Source organism: Cohnella nanjingensis (genome assembly GCF_014212125.1).
GTDB classification, from domain to species: Bacteria; Bacillota; Bacilli; order Paenibacillales; family Paenibacillaceae; genus Cohnella; species Cohnella nanjingensis.
On sequence record NZ_JACJVP010000017.1, the window covers coordinates 33467 to 52695 of the forward strand.

The 19229-nt window shown below is 61.5% G+C and carries 17 protein-coding genes; 12 read left to right on the forward strand and 5 right to left on the reverse strand.

Features of this window, described 5'->3' with window-relative positions:
• The first annotated feature begins 33 nt into the window (after window positions 1–33).
• Window positions 34–1758: an acetate--CoA ligase gene (gene acsA / locus H7C19_RS10540; protein WP_185142612.1), complete on the forward strand. Its 1725-nt coding sequence runs from the start codon at window positions 34–36 to the stop codon at window positions 1756–1758.
• Between the two features lie 117 nt (window positions 1759–1875).
• Here acsA and H7C19_RS10545 read toward each other — a convergent pair whose 3' ends face one another.
• Entirely contained in the window at window positions 1876–4983 is a 3108-nt protein-coding gene (locus H7C19_RS10545; protein ID WP_185142613.1) for a penicillin-binding protein 1A, read from the reverse strand.
• Window positions 4984–5411: 428 nt separating this feature from the next.
• On the opposite strand from H7C19_RS10545, the gene H7C19_RS10550 reads away from it, so the two are divergent.
• Together H7C19_RS10550 and floT are read left to right on the forward strand one after the other, a co-directional pair.
• Window positions 5412–5933, forward strand: a complete 522-nt coding sequence (locus tag H7C19_RS10550) for an NfeD family membrane protein (protein ID WP_185142614.1) — start codon at window positions 5412–5414, stop codon at window positions 5931–5933.
• 40 nt (window positions 5934–5973) lie between these two features.
• Complete coding sequence (floT, locus tag H7C19_RS10555; RefSeq protein ID WP_185142615.1) at window positions 5974–7446, forward strand: flotillin lipid rafts scaffold protein FloT; 1473 nt, start codon at window positions 5974–5976, stop codon at window positions 7444–7446.
• An 88-nt stretch (window positions 7447–7534) separates the two neighbouring features.
• On the opposite strand, the gene rpsD is transcribed toward floT, so the two are convergent.
• Window positions 7535–8134, reverse strand: a complete 600-nt coding sequence (gene rpsD / locus H7C19_RS10560) for a 30S ribosomal protein S4 (RefSeq protein ID WP_185142616.1) — start codon at window positions 8132–8134, stop codon at window positions 7535–7537.
• 354 nt (window positions 8135–8488) lie between these two features.
• On the opposite strand from rpsD, the gene H7C19_RS10565 reads away from it, so the two are divergent.
• The 6 genes from H7C19_RS10565 to H7C19_RS10590 all read left to right on the forward strand — a co-directional run bounded on the left by H7C19_RS10565 (window position 8489) and on the right by H7C19_RS10590 (window position 13966).
• Complete coding sequence (locus tag H7C19_RS10565) at window positions 8489–10468, forward strand: GGDEF domain-containing protein (RefSeq protein WP_185142617.1); 1980 nt, start codon at window positions 8489–8491, stop codon at window positions 10466–10468.
• A gap of 151 nt (window positions 10469–10619) precedes the next feature.
• Window positions 10620–11282, forward strand: a complete 663-nt coding sequence (locus H7C19_RS10570; protein ID WP_185142618.1) for a hypothetical protein — start codon at window positions 10620–10622, stop codon at window positions 11280–11282.
• A gap of 31 nt (window positions 11283–11313) precedes the next feature.
• Window positions 11314–12429: an aminopeptidase gene (locus H7C19_RS10575; RefSeq protein ID WP_185142619.1), complete on the forward strand. Its 1116-nt coding sequence runs from the start codon at window positions 11314–11316 to the stop codon at window positions 12427–12429.
• A gap of 84 nt (window positions 12430–12513) precedes the next feature.
• The gene (locus H7C19_RS10580; protein WP_185142620.1) at window positions 12514–12753 is read left to right on the forward strand and encodes an HPr family phosphocarrier protein; all 240 of its coding nucleotides are present in this window, start codon (window positions 12514–12516) and stop codon (window positions 12751–12753) included.
• Window positions 12754–12891: 138 nt separating this feature from the next.
• Window positions 12892–13500, forward strand: coding sequence for a DedA family protein (locus H7C19_RS10585; protein WP_185142621.1), 609 nt, complete (start codon window positions 12892–12894; stop codon window positions 13498–13500).
• Window positions 13501–13675: 175 nt separating this feature from the next.
• On the forward strand, window positions 13676–13966 hold the full coding sequence (locus tag H7C19_RS10590; RefSeq protein ID WP_185142622.1) for an Fpa/YlaN family protein: 291 nt from the start codon (window positions 13676–13678) through the stop codon (window positions 13964–13966).
• Window positions 13967–14062: 96 nt separating this feature from the next.
• Here H7C19_RS10590 and cax read toward each other — a convergent pair whose 3' ends face one another.
• Entirely contained in the window at window positions 14063–15121 is a 1059-nt protein-coding gene (gene cax / locus H7C19_RS10595; RefSeq protein ID WP_185142623.1) for a calcium/proton exchanger, read from the reverse strand.
• A 183-nt stretch (window positions 15122–15304) separates the two neighbouring features.
• Between cax and H7C19_RS10600 the strand changes: the two genes are divergently transcribed.
• Window positions 15305–15688 (forward strand): Asp23/Gls24 family envelope stress response protein, encoded by a 384-nt coding sequence (locus H7C19_RS10600; protein WP_185142624.1) that lies wholly within the window; start codon window positions 15305–15307, stop codon window positions 15686–15688.
• A 90-nt stretch (window positions 15689–15778) separates the two neighbouring features.
• Here H7C19_RS10600 and ftsW read toward each other — a convergent pair whose 3' ends face one another.
• Window positions 15779–16966 carry a putative lipid II flippase FtsW gene (gene ftsW / locus H7C19_RS10605; RefSeq protein WP_185142625.1) on the reverse strand — a complete coding sequence of 396 codons (1188 nt, stop codon included), beginning with the start codon at window positions 16964–16966 and terminating at the stop codon, window positions 15779–15781.
• Between the two features lie 19 nt (window positions 16967–16985).
• On the reverse strand, window positions 16986–17330 hold the full coding sequence (locus H7C19_RS10610; protein WP_185142626.1) for a YugN family protein: 345 nt from the start codon (window positions 17328–17330) through the stop codon (window positions 16986–16988).
• A 196-nt stretch (window positions 17331–17526) separates the two neighbouring features.
• Here H7C19_RS10610 and H7C19_RS10615 point away from each other — a divergent pair, with 196 nt between their 5' ends.
• Window positions 17527–18702 (forward strand): M20 metallopeptidase family protein, encoded by a 1176-nt coding sequence (locus tag H7C19_RS10615; protein WP_185142627.1) that lies wholly within the window; start codon window positions 17527–17529, stop codon window positions 18700–18702.
• Between the two features lie 64 nt (window positions 18703–18766).
• Window positions 18767–19210: a CBS domain-containing protein gene (locus H7C19_RS10620; protein WP_185142628.1), complete on the forward strand. Its 444-nt coding sequence runs from the start codon at window positions 18767–18769 to the stop codon at window positions 19208–19210.
• The last annotated feature ends 19 nt before the right edge of the window (window positions 19211–19229 follow it).

Genomic DNA, 19229 nt, shown 5'->3' on the forward strand with positions numbered 1-19229 from the left:
GAATGGATGTATTCAAACGGGAAGGTGATGGAAATGACCCCAGCACACGAAGAAAAATTGGCCGTAACGGCCGAAAAGGCAAACCTCGAATCGTATGAGGAGGCCGTGCAACATTTCCGATGGGAAGACATCGAGGCGCAATTCTCCTGGTCGCAGACCGGGAAGGTCAATATGGCGTATGAAGCCATCGACCGGCACGTGGAGAACGGCAAAGGCGATCGCATCGCCCTGCATTACAGCGACGCCGTTCGCGATGAGAGCTACACCTATGCGGACCTGGCCCGACAATCAAACAAATTCGCCAACGTGCTCCGCGGTCTGGGCATCGCCAAGGGCGACCGCGTGTTCATCTTCATGCCGCGCACGCCCGAGCTGTACTTCAGCTTGCTTGGCGCTCTCAAGGTCGGCGCGGTCGTAGGCCCGCTGTTCGAAGCGTTCATGGAGACCGCGGTACGGGATCGCCTGCAGGACAGCGGCGCGGTCGCGATCGTCACTACCCCGGCCCTCTTGCCGCGCATCGCTCGGTCGGAGCTGCCCGAGCTGAAGCATATCGTCGTCTACGGCGAAGGCGTAGAAGCGGGCGAAGGGATCGTCGACTTCGGTCAAGCGATGTCCGCCGCATCCGAGCAAGCGGAGATCGAGTGGCTCGGCCGGGAAGACGGGTTGATCCTGCACTATACCTCCGGCTCGACCGGCAAGCCGAAGGGCGTCTATCATGCGCAGAACGCCATGATTCAACATTATTATACGGGACGGATCGTCCTCGACCTGCGCGAAGGCGACGTCTACTGGTGTACGGCCGACCCGGGTTGGGTAACGGGGACTTCCTACGGCATCTTCGCGCCTTGGCTGAACGGCGTGACCAACGTCATTCGCGGCGGCCGCTTCAGCCCGCAGGACTGGTACGAGACGCTCCAAAAATACAAAGTTACCGTCTGGTACAGCGCGCCGACGGCGTTCCGGATGCTCATGGGCGCCGGCGACGAAGCCGTCAAGCCGTACGACCTGTCGAACCTGCGGCATGTGCTGAGCGTCGGCGAGCCGCTCAATCCGGAAGTCGTCCGTTGGGGCTACAAAGTATACGGCCAGCGCATCCACGACACCTGGTGGATGACGGAGACCGGCGGGCAGTTGATCTGCAACTACCCACGCATGGAGATCAAGCCGGGCTCGATGGGACGCCCGATTCCGGGCGTACAGGCCTCGATCATCGACGATCAAGGCAACGAGCTGCCGCCGCTGCGGATGGGCAACCTCGCGATCCGCACGCCGTGGCCGTCCATGATGCGCAAGATCTGGAACAACCCGGCGAAGTACGAGGAGTACTTCCGGATTCCCGGCTGGTACGTCTCCGGCGACTCCGCTTACCGGGACGAAGACGGCTACTTTTGGTTCCAAGGGCGGATCGACGACGTCATCAACACGTCGGGCGAGCGCGTCGGACCGTTCGAAGTCGAGAGCAAGCTGGTCGAGCATCCGGCCGTCGCCGAAGCGGGCGTCATCGGCAAGCCGGATCCGCTGCGCGGAGAGATCATCAAGGCGTTCATCTCGCTGCGCGAAGGCTTCGAGCCGTCCGATGAGCTGAAGGCCGACATCTCCAAATTCGTGAAGATCGGCTTGTCGGCGCATGCCGCGCCGCGCGAGATCGAGTTCAAGGACAAATTGCCGAAGACGCGCAGCGGCAAGATCATGCGCCGCGTCCTGAAGGCTTGGGAGCTGAACCTGCCGACCGGCGACTTGTCGACGATCGAGGACTAAGCGGCAGCATATTCATGGGTACGTACTTTAATCCGTTATAGCAATTCGAAGAGGCCGGCATTCCCGTATGGGAATGCCGGCCTCTCTGTGCTTATGGGGCAGGAGGGAGGTCCCTCGTCAATTGCCCGCCTTGACCTCGACCGATGCCGACGAGTCGGATCGGCCGTTGTCGTTGACGGCCCGGATGCGGTACCAACCGGTCGGATCCGGCTCGAAATACTCAAGGCGCGTGTCCGATGTGGATTCGAGCCGCTTGTAGCTGCCTTTCTCGGTGGCGCTGTACCAAATCTCGTAGCGCGTGACGTTCTCGGCGGCCGGGTTGGCCGTCCAAGTGAAGGTCACGCCGAAGGCGCTCCGCTGCGCCGTCAGTCCGCTCGGGACGGAAGGCGCGGCGCCTTGACCCGGATTCGGCGTCCCCGGGCCGTTCGGACTGCCCGGTCCGTCAACCGGGGGCAGATTCGGATCGACCGGATTGTAGCTGCCGTCCCCGCCGACGCCCGACGTCGCGCTCTGCGCCGATTCGTGCCCGCCGATATCGACGGCCGTCACGTAGTAGCTGACGAGGCTGCCCGGCGTGATGTAGTTGATGAACTTCGATTCCTCGCCGGTCAGAACGGTCCCGTCCACCTTCTGGTATGGCGCTCCGTTCAAGGACCGGTAGAGGCGGTAGCCCGCCACGTCGGCTTGGCCGCTCGGCGTGAACGAGATCTTGACCTTGCCGCCGTCCAGCGCCTCCGCCAGTACGTTACCCGGCGCAGAAGGCGCGGCCCCGTCATCCTTCCGAGGGTCGGTCTTGGACGGCGCGCTGTCCGCTGCGTCCTTCGGCAAGTAATAGGACAACGATTTGCGGCTGTTCGCCGCGACTTTCCCGAGGGCGGCTTGCAGCTGCTCGACAAGCGCGTCGATCGGATGCTCCCGCTTGACCATGACCGCTTCGCGGAGCATGTCTTCGGGCGTCTCGGGCAGCGGCACGTAGTTGACGCCGTTGTACGAGATGTACTTCATCTTGACCAGCGCGTCGTCCTCTTCGGTCGGCACGAATTTCTTGTTGAAGAGATCGGTGACCAGCTTCCCGGCCTGTCTCGTCAGATCGGTCGGCAGCTTGCCGCTGACGCTGGAGACGGTCATGCTGACGAGGCCGTCGGGCTTGTCGAACGACTTGGTCGGGAACAGATCCGGCCGCGCGTCGGTGACCGCGTTCATCACCTTCGCCCAGATCTCTCGGGCGCGCGCGTGACCGTCGGTCGACAGCGTATGAATCTGCTTCTCGTAGCCGGCCCAGACGCCCAGCGTAATATCCGGCGTGTAGCCTTGGAACCAGACGTCGCCGTAATTTTGCGTGGTCCCCGTCTTGCCGACGACCGGAATCTTGCCGTAGTTCTTGAACCAGGTCTTGATCTTGGCGCCGGTCCCTTCGGTGACGACCGTGCGGAGCATGTCGGTCATCAGATAAGCCGACTGCTCGGACACGACGCGCTGCGGATCCGGCTTGTGCTGGTAGACGACGTTCCCGTTCGTGTCCGTAATCTCCTCGATCAGGTACGCGTCATTGAACACGCCTTTGTTCGCGATGGCGCCGAAAGCGTTCGTAAGCTCCTCGACCGTCACGCCGTACTTCAAGCCGCCGATGACGCCGGTCTGCGCCCCGTCGTCTTCCGGCACGAGCGTCGTAATGCCGAGCTTGCGGCTGAAGTTCCAGGCTTCCTTGATCGTGACCTTGTTGAGGAAGATCTTGATCGCCGGGATGTTCAGCGACTGATTCAAGGCGTAACGCGCGGTGACGAGACCCGAATACCGGTTGTTGGAGTTCTTCGGGATGTGCATCGACGTTCCGCTGCTCTTCAGGATGACAGGCGAATCGTCCAGCACGCTCGCCGGGCTGATGAGCCCCTTGTCGATCGCGGGCAGGTAAGCCGCGATCGGCTTCATCGCCGAGCCGGGCTGCCGCTGCATCTGGGTCGCGAAGTTCATCTGCTCGATATGGAAGTCGCGGCCCTCGATCATGCCGAGGATGGCGCCCGTCTTGTGGTCGAGCATGACCGCCGCGGTCTGCTCCACGCCCTTGACGGAATTGTCCGGCGCGAAGTTCTTCGGATCCTCGGCGACTTTGTGCATCAAGTCGTAGACTTGCTTGTCGATCGTCGTCTTGACGCGGTAGCCGCCGCGCAGCAGCTGTTCCCGGGCGTCTTCGACGAGCGTCGCGTTCTCCTTCTTGTTGAGATCCTCGAGCTTTAGGTTCGGATTCTGCTTCAGCACGAGCAGTTGAGCCGCTTCCCGTTCGGCCTCGAGCATGAGGTACGGGTACGTGTTGTACGCCTTTTCCGTCGGTTTGGCGAGCGACTTGTAGATATCGAACCCGAGTGCGCTCTCGTACTCGGCTTGCGTGATTTTGTTGTTCTCCAGCATCTTCTGGAGCACGAGCTTCTGACGCGTCAGCGCGCGTTTGAAGTTTTTCTCGTTGAAGTCGCCCTTGCCGGTGAAGGCGGAGTAGGCGGAGGGCAGCTGCGGCAGGCCGGCGAGGTACGCCGCCTGGGCCAAGTTCACCTTTTTCAGGTCGTCGATGCCGAAGATGCCTTTGGCCGCCGCTTTGATCCCGTACAGCTGGTAGCCGGACGAGCCGTTGCCATAAGGAATTTTATTGAGATAAGCCGTAATGATTTCTTCCTTGCCCAGGAACCGCTCCAGCCGCAGCGCGAGGAAGATCTCCTTGGCCTTTCGGCTCTGCGTCTGATCGAGGTTCAGGAATACCCGGCGGGCGAGCTGCTGGGTGATCGTACTGCCGCCCGTCTGCACGTCTTCGTTCAGGAGCTGCTGCTTCACAGCCCGGAACAAACCGTTCGTATCGACGCCCACGTGCGTCTCGAAGTTCCGGTCTTCGATCGCGATGACCGCATCCAGGATCTGCTGCGGGATCTGGTTGTAAGTGATCGGCTGGCGGTCTTCTTCGGTGCGCAGCTGGCCGATCAGCGTATTGTCGCGGAAATAGACGAAGCCCGTCGCGTTGTTCTCATTGATCTTTTCTTCAATTAAGGCTCGCGGACGCACGGGGTCTTCTTTGACCAGCGCCGCGATGTAGCCTCCGACCGCCCCGCCGGCGGCCAGCCCGGCGAGCACGCCGAACAGGATCAGCCATAGGATCGTATAGAGGGTCAGGCGACCCGCCATGCCCCAAGCGGAGTAGCCTTTCCTTTCCTGCGGGGGAGGGGGCTGCTTCGTTTCGTTCATCGGTATCCTCCTTCAAGAAACAAACAGAATTATTATAGCACATTCACCCAGCGTTTGACTTCATTCGAAGGGGGAGGGGCATGGCGAGAGGAGAGAAGGGACGACGCCTAACGGCGACGCGAAGCTGCAGGCAGCGTCCTCGCCGCGCCGCGCACGACGCCATTTCGCCCTTGATCGGACCTCAATGGCGCTTCGGCGGGCCATGCATTTCGCCCATGCCCGACGACCGTTTGGCGGCGGTAGCCGACGGCGAAGCCGGGCAAACTACCAGGCGATGAGTCGCAGTTCGTCTCCTAATTTACCCTCTTTATTTCCACGATTATCCTGAAATGTGGACAAAGTTTTACAAAGAAGAGAAACATTCCGCCGTTTAAACCGTATAATTCACAAGACCTCATTTCCAAGCCTGAATCGAAAGGAGGAGGCCGATGGAAGCGTTATTCTGGTGCTGCCTGGGATTTGGCGCGCTCATGGCTATCGTAACGCTCGTATTCGGAGATCTGCTCGGAGGGGCCACCGGATGGTTCGAGTGGCTGTCGATCGACGGGCATCATTTGTTCCAGCCGGTCGTATTGGCGGGAGGAATCACCGTATTCGGCGGCGCGGGGCTGCTCATGCACCGCTACTCGCCGCTGTCGGCGCTCGGCGTCTACGCGTCCGCGATCGTGATCGCCGTCGCGATCGCCATTGCGATGTACTTCGTCTATGTAAGGCCGATGAAGGCAAGCGAGAACTCCGTCGGCTTCTCGATGAACGACCTGGAGGGCAAACGTGCCGAAGTGCTCACGTCGATCCCGGCAGACGGCTGCGGCGAAGTGCTGGTCAAGATCGGCGCAGGACTTACGAACCAGATTGCGGAGAGCTTCGACAAAGAGGACGTGCCGTCCGGCACGGAGGTCGTGATCGTCAGAGTAAGGGGAGAAGTCGTCTACGTCTCCCGTCTGGATTGATTCGATTGTACCCCTATCCCCTAACAAAGGAGAACTGCCCATGTCCGAATTTCCAGACGTATTGTACATACCCGTTATCGTCGTCGCCGTGCTTCTCGTCCTTGGCCTAGCCTTCTGGGCCCGCTACAAGACGGTAGCGCCGGACGAAGCGATGATCGTCACCGGCTCTTTCCTAGGCAGCAAGAACGTGTCCGTCGACGAGTCCGGCCGCCGCATCAAGATCGTGCGCGGAGGCGGCGCTTTCATTCTTCCGATCTTCCAGCAAGCGCAATTCCTCTCGCTGCTGTCTCACAAGCTGGACGTGAGCACGCCCGAGGTATATACCGAGCAAGGCGTGCCGGTCCTGACCGACGCGGTCGCGATCATCAAGATCGGAGGGGCCGTCGAGGATGTGGCCACGGCCGCGGAGCAGTTCATGGGCAAGCCCACCGAATCGCTGCGGGCGGAGGCGCAGGAAGTGCTCGAGGGCCATCTGCGGGCGATCCTCGGGACGATGACGGTCGAGGAAGTGTACCGGAACCGCGAACGCTTCGCGCAGGAAGTACAGGGGCAAGCCGCCCGGGACCTGAAGAAGATGGGGCTGCAAATAGTGTCCTTCACGATCAAGGACGTGCGCGACAAGCACGGCTATCTGGAAGCGCTGGGAAAGCCGCGGATCGCGGCCGTCAAGCGCGACGCCGATATCGCGGAAGCCCAGGCCATCCGGGATTCCCGGATTCAGAAGGCCGCGGCGGAGGAAGAAGGCCAGAAGGCCGAGCTGCTGCGCGATACCAACGTGGCCGAAGCGACGAAGGAAAAGGAACTGAAGGTGGCGTCCTTCAAAAAGGATTCGGACCTCGCCAAGGCGGAAGCCGACCAGTCCTATGCGATCCAGGAAGCGCGCTCGAAGCAAAGCGTCGTAGAGGAGCAGATGAAGGTCGAGCTCGTCCGGAAGGAACGGGAGATCGATCTGGAGGCGAAGGAAATTCTGCGGCGGGAGAAGCAATACGACGCCGAGGTCAAGAAGAAGGCCGACGCAGACCGCTATGCCGTCGTGCAGGCTGCGGAAGCCGACAAGTCGCGGCGCATCAACGAAGCGGACGCACTGAAGTATCGGATCGAAGCGGAAGCGCAAGCCAACGCCGAACAAAAGCGGCTGGACGGCTTGGCGGTGGCCGATGCCGAACGCGCCAAGGGGACGGCCGAAGCCGAAGTCATCCGGCTCCGGGGGCTCGCGGAAGCGGAAGCGAAGGAGAAGCTGGCCCAGGCGTTCGAGAAGTTCGGCGAAGCGGCCGTCCTGGACATCATCGTGAAGATGCTCCCGGAGCTCGCCGGCAAGATCGCGGACCCGATCTCGGCGATCGACAAGCTGACCGTCGTCGACACGGGGAACGGCGAAGGCGCCGCGCGCGTCAGCAACTACGTGACGTCGCTCATGGCCACCGCGCCCGAGATGCTGAAGAGCGTATCCGGCATCGACGTCGGCCAGCTCATCCAAGGCTTGACGAAGAAGAGCGGCAGGCTGTCCGACTGAACGGGCGTTGACTCGCAGCTGCCAGCCACAGGAAACGACAAAACACCCGCGATCGATAAGATCGCGGGTGTTTTTGCGAGCAATACGATTAGCGGCTGTAGAATTCGACGATTTGTTGCTCTTCGATATCTTGGGACAGCTCTTCGCGGCTAGGCAGGCGAACGTACTTGCCTTCCATGGACGTCGCGTTGAAGTCCAGGTAGCCGGCCAGATGATGACGGCTCTCGGAAGCTTCCTTGATCGCTTTGAGGCCGCGGCTGCGCTCGCGCAGGCCGATCACGTCGCCGACTTGAACCGTGTAGGAAGCGATGTCGACCTTCTTGCCGTTGACGGTCACGTGGCCGTGGGAGACCAATTGACGCGCGCCGGCGCGGGAGTTCGACCAGCCCAGGCGGTAGACCAGGTTGTCCAGACGGCTCTCGAGCAGGAACATGAAGTTTTCGCCCGCTTTACCTTTGAGCTTCGAAGCGCGGTCGTAGAGATTGCGGAATTGCTTTTCGTTCAGGCCGTACATGTGGCGAAGCTTTTGCTTCTCCATCAATTGCAGGCCGTAGCCGCTGATCTTGCGGCGTTGGTTCGCGCCGTGCTGTCCCGGAGGGAATGCGCGCTTCAGTTCTTTGCCGGTGCCGCTCAGGGAAATACCCAGACGACGGCTCAATTTAAACTTGGGACCTGTATATCTCGACATGAATGTGTGACTCCTTTTTCAAAAGGGAATGTTTTGAAAATGGGTTGTCGTTGCGCCGAGCGCATTCCGAAAGGGCGTCCGGCAAAGCCGTCCATCCCCTCTTGGCAAGAAGTTCAGCCGCTGCCCGCCAAGGGAACCGATCGTGAGGGTGACACAAACAATGAGCCCAATGTTCAACTATAAATATTATAAGTAATTTCCCAGCGATGTCAAGCGCGACACTTGAACCAAGGAAGTCGTTGCTTGTTGCGGAAGAAATGAGACGCAAGTCCCTGTATTCACCTTTAAGACTAGTGCAAAAATCACGTATTCATTGTATAGTTAAATGACAAGGAAGGCTAGGAGGGATCAGCGATGGTTCAACCAGGCGTTAAACGAGACTCGGTTCGACATCATCCTGCCGTCAACGGCCCCTCCGGCGCCTCGGATGAATTGCCATTATGGGTCAGGCGGCAGGATCTGACGGAAGCCGACCTCCCCTATATCCATACGCTGCTCGCGGACAGCTTCGAGGAATGGCTGGAGCAAGCGGACGGATTCCCCTGGCTCCCCGCATGCCGCATCGTGCTGCTCCATCCCGACTGTACCCGGGTCGCCGTCTCGCCGGGCGATGCGGACGCGCCCGCGCCGGCGGAGTGGAGCCGGGACATCCTCGGCGACACCGCCGCCAGCCTCGCGATCGACTCGTGCAGACCCGCGCACCTGCGGGCCGACGAACATTCTTCCGCTTCCCTTCGGGCGTTCGACTCGCTCGCGGTTCCCGTATTCTCCCGGACGTCCGGCTTCGTCTTCGCCGCGCTCGCTTGCCTGCTTCCCGCCGGATCTGCGCAAGGGAGCGAGCTGAAGCTGCTGCAGGCGGCGGCGCTTCATTTCCGCAGTTGTCTCTACCGTCGCTTCGAATTGCTGTTCGTGCGGGACTTGCTCCAATCGAACCAGCTGACCAGCCGGGAAGAGCGCCGCCGGAACATGCTGTTCGACGTGATGCGCCGGCTTCACGACCATATCGACGTCGAGAACGTCCTCTCCGAAGTGTTCAACAGCCTAGAGCAATTATACCCGTTATGCCGTTCCGACCTATTCCTGTCGCAAGACTACAGCAGCACGAACGAGAAGGTTAAGCCCCTCTCGTTCCACCTGCAGGACATGGACCTGTGCTGGCGCGCGTTCATGGACGGCGAACGCCGCGAGGAGACGGACGCGGGCCGCCGCCGCATCGCGTTCCCGCTCGCGGGCAAGCAAGGCGTCTACGGCGTCCTGCGGCTCGACGTGGCCGAGGATGCGTTCGACGAAGTCGACGTCCGGTTCGTCGCCATGCTGACGGGGGGCGCCGGAACCGCCTTCGAGAAGGCGCGCCTCCACGAGCAGGCCAATGTCTTGATCGGCGAACTGCGGCTCATTAACGAGCTGACGCAGCGTCTCAACAGCAGCTTGCGGCTCTCGGACACGATGCAGTTCGCGACGGCGGAGCTGCTGCATCTGTTCAAGGCGGATCATTGCTTCATCCTGCAGCTCGATCCGATGAAGGGCCACTTCACCGTCATGTCGTCGAACGTAGCGGAGCTGCACCAGGAAGTGTTCGCGACGGACTACGGCTTCTGCGGCGTGATGCTGAGTACCAAGGAGCCGATCATTCTCTCCGACTATCGCTCCGCGACGCCGGTCAGCTCGCACCTCATGGAGGTGACCCGTTCGCGGTCGCTGCTGGCTTCGCCGCTGCTGCTCAATGGTGAAGTCATCGGAGCGGTCATGGTGGCGCACGAGCAGGCGAATCACTTCTCTTATGACAATTACAAACTGCTGCAGGTGCTGTCGGCGCATCTGGGGCTCGCCGTATCGAACGCGTCGCTGCACGCGGAGGTGCGCCGGATGGTCATCACCGACAACTTGACCGGCCTTTTCGCCCGCCACTACCTGAACGAACGGATTCAGCGCAAGCAGGAGAAGGACGTCTCCGGCTCGCTTATCGTCGTGGACATCGATCACTTCAAGAAGATCAACGACACGTACGGACATCAAGTCGGCGACGCGATCCTGATGCAGGTGAGCACGATCATCCGGGCCGCGATCCGCGAGTCCGACATCGCCGCCCGCTGGGGCGGAGAAGAGCTCGCCATCTATCTGCCGCAGCTCAGCCTGGATCAGACGCTGCGGGTGGCGGAGCGGATCCGCAAGCGGGTGGAGGCCGAGACGGCGCCGAAGGTCACCGTGTCCTGCGGCGTGTCGGAGTGGACCTCCGGCGACGATCGGGTCAGCGTCGAGTCGCTGTTCTACCGCGCGGATATGGCGCTGTACGAGGCGAAGCACCGGGGCCGGAACTGCGTGGCCATCGGTTGATCGAATGAAGGACTTATGGACGGAAGAACACTTATATACAGTACGAGTCATGCATTGAGGAGCGCCCCCCGGGGATGCTCCTCTTCGCGTCGCCTCGCGCATGAAGGGGAAGCGGGGAGGAGACGATAGGGGGAAAAGAGGAGGTATGGGGATGAAACGGCTAACGACGGCGCGAGCGCGGAGCGGTCTGGCGCGGGCAGGGGCGGTCTCCGTCGCCGGGCTCGCGCTGCTGCTCCTGCTGCCCGGCTGCGCGCGCCAGACGCCGGACAAGCCGCCGGAAGAGGCGTTCGCGCTCACCGCCTCCGCTTTGTCCGGAGACGACCGATTCGCGTATCAAGGCGAATCCTCCGCCTACGACGGCGCAGGAAGGCTGCGGCGGCGGATGTCGTTCGGGGGAGAGGTGGCGAACCACCGGATCGTCGCCTTGAGCGGGGAGGCGCACGGGACGGGCGAGGCAGGAGCAAGCGCCTCTCCGCTCGCGCTCGTGAAGGCCGTGGAGCGGCATGCGGCGAGCGTCGCCTATGCCCCTGAGCAGCGCAAGGGCGAAGTGACGCTGAAGCTCGTCCTCGCACCTGCCGCCGCGCAGCGCAGGATGGCGGACGACCTGCAGGGGCAGTTGCCGCCCGAAGCGCTGCGGACGCTGAGCGCGAGCACCGTCTGCTGGTGGACGGCCGACCGCCGTACGTGGTTCCCCCTCCGGCTGCGGGAGGAGTCGGCGATCCGTTATCGGCTGAGCGGCAAATCGCACGAAGAGCGAAGAACGGTCGTTACAAGCTTTCAGCGGTCCCCCGACAGTGGTACAATAGAAAAGTAAATTCGGCATTCATAAGGAGGAACCATTACCGATGCGCGACCCCAGAATTCAGAAGCTTGCCGCGAATCTGGCCGGCTATTCCGTAAACGTACAACCGGGCGACAACATCTTGATCGAGATGATCGGCTCGGAGCGCGATCTGCTGAACGCGTTGATCGAAGAAGTCGCCAAGCGCGGCGGGAACCCGTTCGTCGAGATCGAAGACCGTACGGTCACCCGTACCCTGCTACATAACGCAACTCCCGAGATGATCGAGACGTGGTCGGCGTACGACCTGGACCGCATGAAGCGGATGGACGGCTACATCGGCATCCGCGCGGGCGCGAACGTGAACGAGCTGGCCGACGTGCCGGCCGACAAGATGAAGCTGTACGATCGCGGCCATCGCCATCCGGTTCATCTGGAGCAGCGCGTGAAGCACACCAAATGGGTCGTGCTCCGTTATCCGAACGCGTCCATGGCGCAGCTCGCCAACATGTCGACCGACGCGTTCGAGGATTTCTACTTCGACGTCTGCAACCTGGACTACGCCAAGATGGACAAGGCGATGGACCCGCTGCAAGCGCTCATGGCGCGTACCGACAAAGTGCGCATCGTCGGCCCGGGCACGGACCTGCGCTTCTCCATCAAGGGCATCGGCGCGAAGAAGTGCTCCGGCGCGCGCAACATTCCGGACGGCGAGGTATACTCGTGCCCGGTGCGCGATTCCATCAACGGCACGCTGGCGTACAACACGCCTAGCGTCTACAACGGCTTCACGTTCGAGAACATCAAGTTCACCTTCGAGAACGGCAAGATCGTAGAGGCGACCGCCAACGACACGGACCGCATCAACGCGCTGCTCGACAGCGACGAAGGCGCGCGGCACATCGGAGAATTCAGCCTCGGCTTCAATCCGTTCATTCTGCATCCGATGAAGGACACCCTGTTCGACGAGAAGATCGCGGGCAGCCTCCACTTTACGCCCGGCCAGGCTTACGAGGATTGCGACAACGGCAACCGCTCGTCGATCCACTGGGATCTGGTGCTCATCCAACGTTCGGATTACGGCGGCGGGGAAGTGTACTTCGACGACGTTCTGATCCGGAAGGATGGCCTATTCGTTCTGCCCGAGCTGGAGGGCTTGAATCCCGATGGGCTGAAATAAAGCGTTTTCCTACTTGCATGCGGCTGCATGTACAGGGTATGATGGGTAATGAAATCGTAAACCCTATAATTTGGAGGGATTTCCATGTCGAACAACGCAGCTATCGTAGAATTGTCTCAAGCCGCGAACAAATTCCGCTCTTCCATCGTTCTCCAAGCCGAGAACAAGTACATCGATGTGAAAAGCATTCTGGGGCTGTTCACGACTTTGGTGGGCGGGCATGCCTATGAACTGCACGTGCATGGTCCCGATGCCGACGAAGCGAAGAAGGAACTCGGAGAGATCTTCACCAAGCACAACCTGAACGTCACCGTCGTGGAGTAATTCCGCGATTCGGCGCTTCGAACCGCTTCCGTCCAGGAATCGGCGATCGCATCCACATCCCCCCGTCCGACCGGACGGGGTGTTTTGCCTTTTGCCCGCCCGCCGCTAGTCCAACTAGAAGCTAGGAGATGCTTTGGCATGACCGATTCGATGCTCGCGCTTGTTTTTCACTACGGCTACTGGGGACTGTTCGCGGCGATCGCGCTCGGGATCGTCGGTCTTCCGATGCCGGACGAGGTGCTGCTCACGGCCGCCGGATTCCTGTTGTCCCGCGGGCACTTGAATCTCGGCTTGACGATGCTGGCCGCCGTCAGCGGGAGCCTCGTCGGCATGAGCGTGAGCTATGCGATCGGCCGGACCGTCGGCCGGCCGCTCCTCGCGCGCTTCGGTTCCCGGGTTCGGCTGTCGCCGGACAAGCTGGCCAAGCACGAAGAGCGATTCGCCAAGTGGGGCCATATGCTCGTGCTGCTCGGGTACTTCGTGCCGGGACTGCGGCATGCGACGGCGCTCCTGATCGGCATGGGCAAGCATCCTTACCGAACCTTTCTCGTTTACGCCTCGGTCGGCGCGCTGGCCTGGACCAGCTGCTTCCTGCTGCTGGGGCAGACGCTGGGGGACCACTGGCGGGAAGTAACGGCATTCGTCCAGCCGGGACGGGGCTTCATGACGGCGGCTTTGATCGCGATGCTGGCGATGCTGGTATGGCTGTGGCGGCGCTACGCCTGGAAGAGAAGGGCGTCCGAATAGCGCCTTTCCAATCGGCGATCTAGCAATTTGTCCCGTTCCTAGGCTTCCTGTCCTTGTGCTTGCGCCCGATTTCGTCTAATATGAAAGGGATAGTACGTATTGACGTCCCTCCGGGCTAAGAGGAAGACGGACCGCTGAATAAAGGCAGGCATGATAGGGTACAGGGGGAGTGGGAATGGCTTCATCGGATGTCATGGTGCACCTGAATCAGAAGGCGCTTCGCCTGCTGCAGGACGACGCCGGCAAAATCGAGAAACTGATCGCCATCCAAATGGAGAATCTGGCGACCCGCAAATGCCCGCTGTATGAAGAAGTGCTGGACACGCAGATGTACGGCTTCTCGCGGGCGGTTGATTTTGCGGTGCGGGCGGGTCTGGTGGAAGAGAGCGCGGGCAAGCAGCTCGTCAGCGAATTGGAACGCAATCTTGCGTTGCTATACGAAGCGTTGGCACGGAAAGAAGAATAGTGTCGCGCCCGTCAAACGTGTAAAGCCTTCGTCTCGCGGTCTCCCGCGGGACGAAGGCTTTTTTTGTGCGCGATTCGCAGGGGCGGAGCCCCGTCGTCAGACGAAGAAGAAGGCGACGCCTAGTACGATGTACACGAGCAGCAGCAGCTTCCCCTCGTACCAGGTCGTGGCGCCGTCGCGCGAGATCGAGGTGGCGATCAGGACGGCCACGCCGATCGCGGCGATCTCGACGGTCGTGAAGAGGATGTTCATCGGGTTGCCGAACATCAGACTGACGAAGATGAGCACCGGCGCCACGAACAACGCGATCTGCAGGCTGCTGCCGACCGCGATCTCTACCGCCGCGCCGATCTTGTTCTTCAGGGCGAGCATGACCGCCGCGCTGTGCTCCGCCGCGTTGCCCACGATGGCGACGATGAAGGCGCCGACGAACAGCTCGGACATGCCGTATTGGTCCGTGAACGTATGCAAAGTGCCGACCAGCCACTCGCTCACGAAGGCGACCATGACGGTGGCGATGACGAGAAAGAGAATCGATTGGCCCTTGGACCAAGCGGCGGTCTCTCCGTGATCCGCCTGCGTGTCTGCGTGGTCCTCGAGCAAGCTCTTATGGGTGACCATCGAATAGACGAGCCAGCCGATATAGGCGATGATGAGCACCGCGGCGACGGTCACGCTGAGCGTCATCGTATCGCCCTGGGAGAGATGCTCGCTCTTGACGAATACCGCGGGGATGAACAGCGCGATCACACCCAGCAGCATGAGCGACGCGTTCTGGCCGGCCAGGTGGATGTTGAACTTCTGCTCCTTGAACTTCAGTCCGCCGGCCAGCGCGCTGGCGCCGAGGACGAGGAGCAGATTGCCGATGATCGAGCCGGTCAAGCTGGCTTTGACCATATCGAACAGGCCTTCTTTGACGAGGAAGATCGCGATGATCAGCTCCGCCGCGTTTCCGAACGTGGCATTTAGGAAGCCGCCTAACCGCTGTCCCGCATAGTGGGCGACCGCCTCGGTCGCTTTGCCCAGGAAGCCGGCGACGAAGACGATCGTCACGGCCGAGATGACGAATTGCGCCACCGTGTTCCAGTGCAGGTAGTGCGCCAATGCGCTTAATACGAAAAACGCGATCAAGAGCGGGAAAAACAGCTTCTTCAAAACCGAACACCTCTTTGCGTCGTCTGTTGGAGAAATATGGGCACAAGCCCAGCTTCATTTACTATATCCAAAAGCGGCATATTCGTACAATACCCAAATCCGCGCCGGGGCTATCGGTGTTGCGAACGTTCATCTCATCCATTACAATGGAAGCAGTATCGTTAACGGGAGTGTGAGCCGCCAATGACGGAGCAAATCGATCAAGGCTTGATTCGTATATCTGATGACGTTGTCGCCACCATTGCCGGGTTGGCGGCGTTGGAGACGCCGGGCGTGTCCGCCATGTCGGGCGGCATCTCCGAAGGACTGGCCAAACGTCTGAGCGGGAAGAACGCCCAGCGCGGCGTGTCCGTCGAGGTCGGTCAAGTGGAGGCGGCGATCGATCTGCGAATCGTCGTGCAATACGGCAGTCCGATCCAAGAGGTGGGCAGACGGCTTCAGGAGAACGTGCGCGAAGCGGTGGAGAACATGACGGGCCTGCGCGTCGTCGAAGTGAACGTGAAGGTCGAAGGCGTCGCGTTCAAGGACGAAGCCGAGCAGGAAGACGCGGCCAACCGCGTCAAATAAATAACGCCTACGAACGCCGAACGGCGCTCCTTCCGCGGTTGATCCGCGGAGGAGCGCCGTTATTTGCTGGCGTTCGTCCAGTGTTGTTCCTCATCCATGCGAAACGGCCGTTCGGGAAGGGGCGCGCGCGGTTCGGCCGACGCGGTTGTACTCCCGGGAGATGCTGAGCAGGATGCCCATGCCGATCATCAGCGTCAAGAGCGAAGAGCCGCCGTAGCTGATGAAAGGCAGAGTAACCCCCGTCATCGGGATGGCGTTGCTCACGCCACCCATGTTGATGAGCGCCTGGATGGCGATCAGAGAGACGAGACCGACGCCGACGAGCGTCCCGAAGATATCGGGGCAGCGCAGCGCCACGATGAGCGCGCGCCACAGAAACAGCACGTAGAACAGCAGGAACAGCGTCACGCCGATGAAGCCCAGCTCCTCGGCCATGACCGAGAAGATGAAGTCGTTGTACGCCTCGGGCAAGTAGAAGAGCTTCTGGACGCTGTTCCCGAGTCCCGCGCCGGTGAGCCCGCCGTGACCGAACGCCTCGAGCGACCGCAGCAGCTGCAGGCCCGATCCCTGCTGATCGGCGAACGGATCGCGAAAGGCCGTGAACCGCGCCATCCGGTAACCGCCGTCGGCGTTAGGATGGAGCAGGAAGTACAGGCTCATGGCGAGCGCCGCGATGCCGCCGATGACGGCGCCGGAGAGCATGACGTGCTTCAAGTTCGATCCGCCGGCCACGACGATGGCCGAAGCCGTCAGCAGCAGGATGACGCTCGAGCCGAAGTCCGGCTGAACGATGATCAGCCCCGTCACGACGCCGACGACGATCATGACGGGAAAGAGCCCCCGCTTGAACTCGCGGAACTTCTCCTGCTTCTTCGAGATCAGCGCCGCCAAGTACAGGATGACGGCCAGCTTCGCCAGCTCGGTCGGCTGGATGCCCAGCCCGGCCACTTGCAGCCAACTGCTCGCTCCGTTAATGGACGAGGAGAAGGGGACGATGACGAGCAGGATGACGGTCAGCATCATCAGGGGCAGGAACCACTTCTTGAACTTGGCGTATGGGATGTTCATGATGACCAGCATCACGAACGTGCCGAGACCGGCCCAGATGAACTGCCTTTTCGTGAAATAAAGCGCGTCGTTCCCGAACTTCTCGGTGGCGACGGTCATGCTGGAGCTGGCGCTGAACACCATGACGAGCCCGAAGCCGACCAAGAGCAGCGTCAAGATGAGCAGCAGAAAGTCCGGCGCGCCGCGCTGACTGTTCTCGGGGGTTCTCATCGCTCTATTCCCCCGCCGCTCAGCTCAGCAACTGCTTCAGTTCTTGGACGCGCTGGGTAGCCGTGTTCAGGATCGGTTGCGGAACGGGCGATTCGTACTCCAGTCCGTGCGGGAACGTCGCGCGCCCGATGTAGACGGCTTCGATCGCGAGGATCGCGTCCGGATTCTCGAGCTTGCCTTCGACGGCGCGGGTGCTGAAGCGCAGGTAGTATTCGTTGTTGCTCGCTTGGTCGACCAGCTTCAAATCATATGTAGCGCGGGTATACTCCCATTGCCAACGCACGAAACCGAGCTTCTCGCTGGATTCGTCGAGGTGCGCAAGATCGCTTTTGATGCCGTTCAGTCCCGTATTTTCGAGAATCATCAAATGTTCCTCCTTTGGAAAATGCAAACAAGCCTCTGTTCACCCTCCATCATAGACGGTTTAAAGGCCTTCTGCAACCCCGCCCGGCGCGCCCTTGTCGAACATTCTTTGACTTTTGCCCCGCATTACGGAAGGCCGCGGTTTCTGGTACAATAGGGGGCAATAGAGAGCCGTAGCGGAGAGGAGCAGAGAGCCGATGTCGATCGACGAACGACTATTAACGCCGCTCTACGAACGGATGGTGGAGTGGCGGCGTCATCTTCACCGCCACCCGGAGCTTTCCTTTAAAGAGAACGAGACGTCCGCGATGATCGCGGAGCTGCTGTCGTCCTGGGGGCTGGACGTGACGCGGGGCGTCGCGGGGACGGGCGTGGTCGCCCGACTGCAAGGCGGTCTGCCGGGCCGTACCATCGCGCTGCGCGCCGATATCGACGCCTTGCCGATCCAGGACGAGAAAGAATGCGAATACGCCTCGACCGTCCCCGGCGTCATGCATGCGTGCGGGCACGACGGCCACACCGCCCAACTGCTCGCCGTCGCCCGGTATTACAGCTTGAACCAAGAGCGGACGGCGGGGACGCGCGTATTCCTGTTCCAGCCCGGCGAGGAAGTGCTGCCCGGCGGCGCTCTCGGCATGATCCGGGACGGCGCGCTCGAAGGGGTGGACGCGATCTACGGCGTCCATCTATGGTCCCCTTATCCATATGGCAAGATCGCCACGCGACCCGGCCCGTTCATGGCTTCTCCTGACGAATTCGAGATCGAGATCGTCGGCCGGGGCGGACACGCCGGCCTGCCGCACCAGGCGACCGATGCCCTCGTCGCAGGCGCCCATCTCGTGGTGGCGCTGCAGACGATCGTCTCCCGCAACGTCGATCCGCTGGAGTCCGCCGTGGTTTCGGTCGGCCAGCTTCAGGCGGGAACGGCGCGGAACGTCATCGCCGAACGTTGCTATCTGAGCGGCACCGTCCGCACGTTCACGCCGGAAGCCCGGGCCGCGATCCGGCAGCGCCTGGAGGAGGTCGCCCGCCACGTCTGCGACATGCACGGAGCGGACCAAGCGCTGACTTATTACGAAGGCTACCCGCCGGTCGTGAACGACGAGCGGGAAGCGGCCCGCGTGCTGCGGGTCGCGGGCGCGCTGCATGCGGACGGTCCGGTCGGGCTCTGCGAGCGCATCATGGCGGGGGAAGACTTCTCGTATTATTTGCGCGAGCGCCCCGGCTGCTTCTTTTTCGTCGGCGCGGGCGAAGCGGACGGCAGCGCCGCGCCGCATCATCACCCCAAGTTCGATCTCGACGAGCGGGCCATGCTCCACGCGGCCCGGCTGCTGATCGGGGTCGCCGACGACGCGGCCGGCGAACGCGCCTAGAATGGCCAAGCCGCCTTTCGGTTACGATAGAGGACGACACCGATAAGGAAGGAGCAAACCATTCATGCGCAGAGTCGCCGATATCATGACGAAAGATTGCCATACCGTTACGCCGCAGGACAACTTATACGAGGCTGCCGTCCTCATGAAGCAGCACGACGTCGGCTTCATTCCCGTCGTGGAGCCGTCGAGCCGCAAGCTGCTGGGCGTCATCACCGACCGCGACCTCGTGATCCGGGGTTACGCGGAGAAGCATTCGGGGTCCACGGCGGTGACCGCCGTCATGACCGAAGACGTCGAGACGATCTCGCCGAACCTGTCGGTCGACGAGGCCGCCGCCAAGATGGCCGAGAACCAAATTCGGCGACTGCCCGTCGTCGAGGGCGGCGAACTGCTCGGGATCGTCTCCATCGGGGACCTCGCCGTACGCGAGATCTTCGTGAACGAGGCGGGGGACGCGCTGAGCCGCATCTCCGAGCAAGATGCCCCCGGGCATGCGATTCATTGAAAGCCGCCTCACCCGAAAA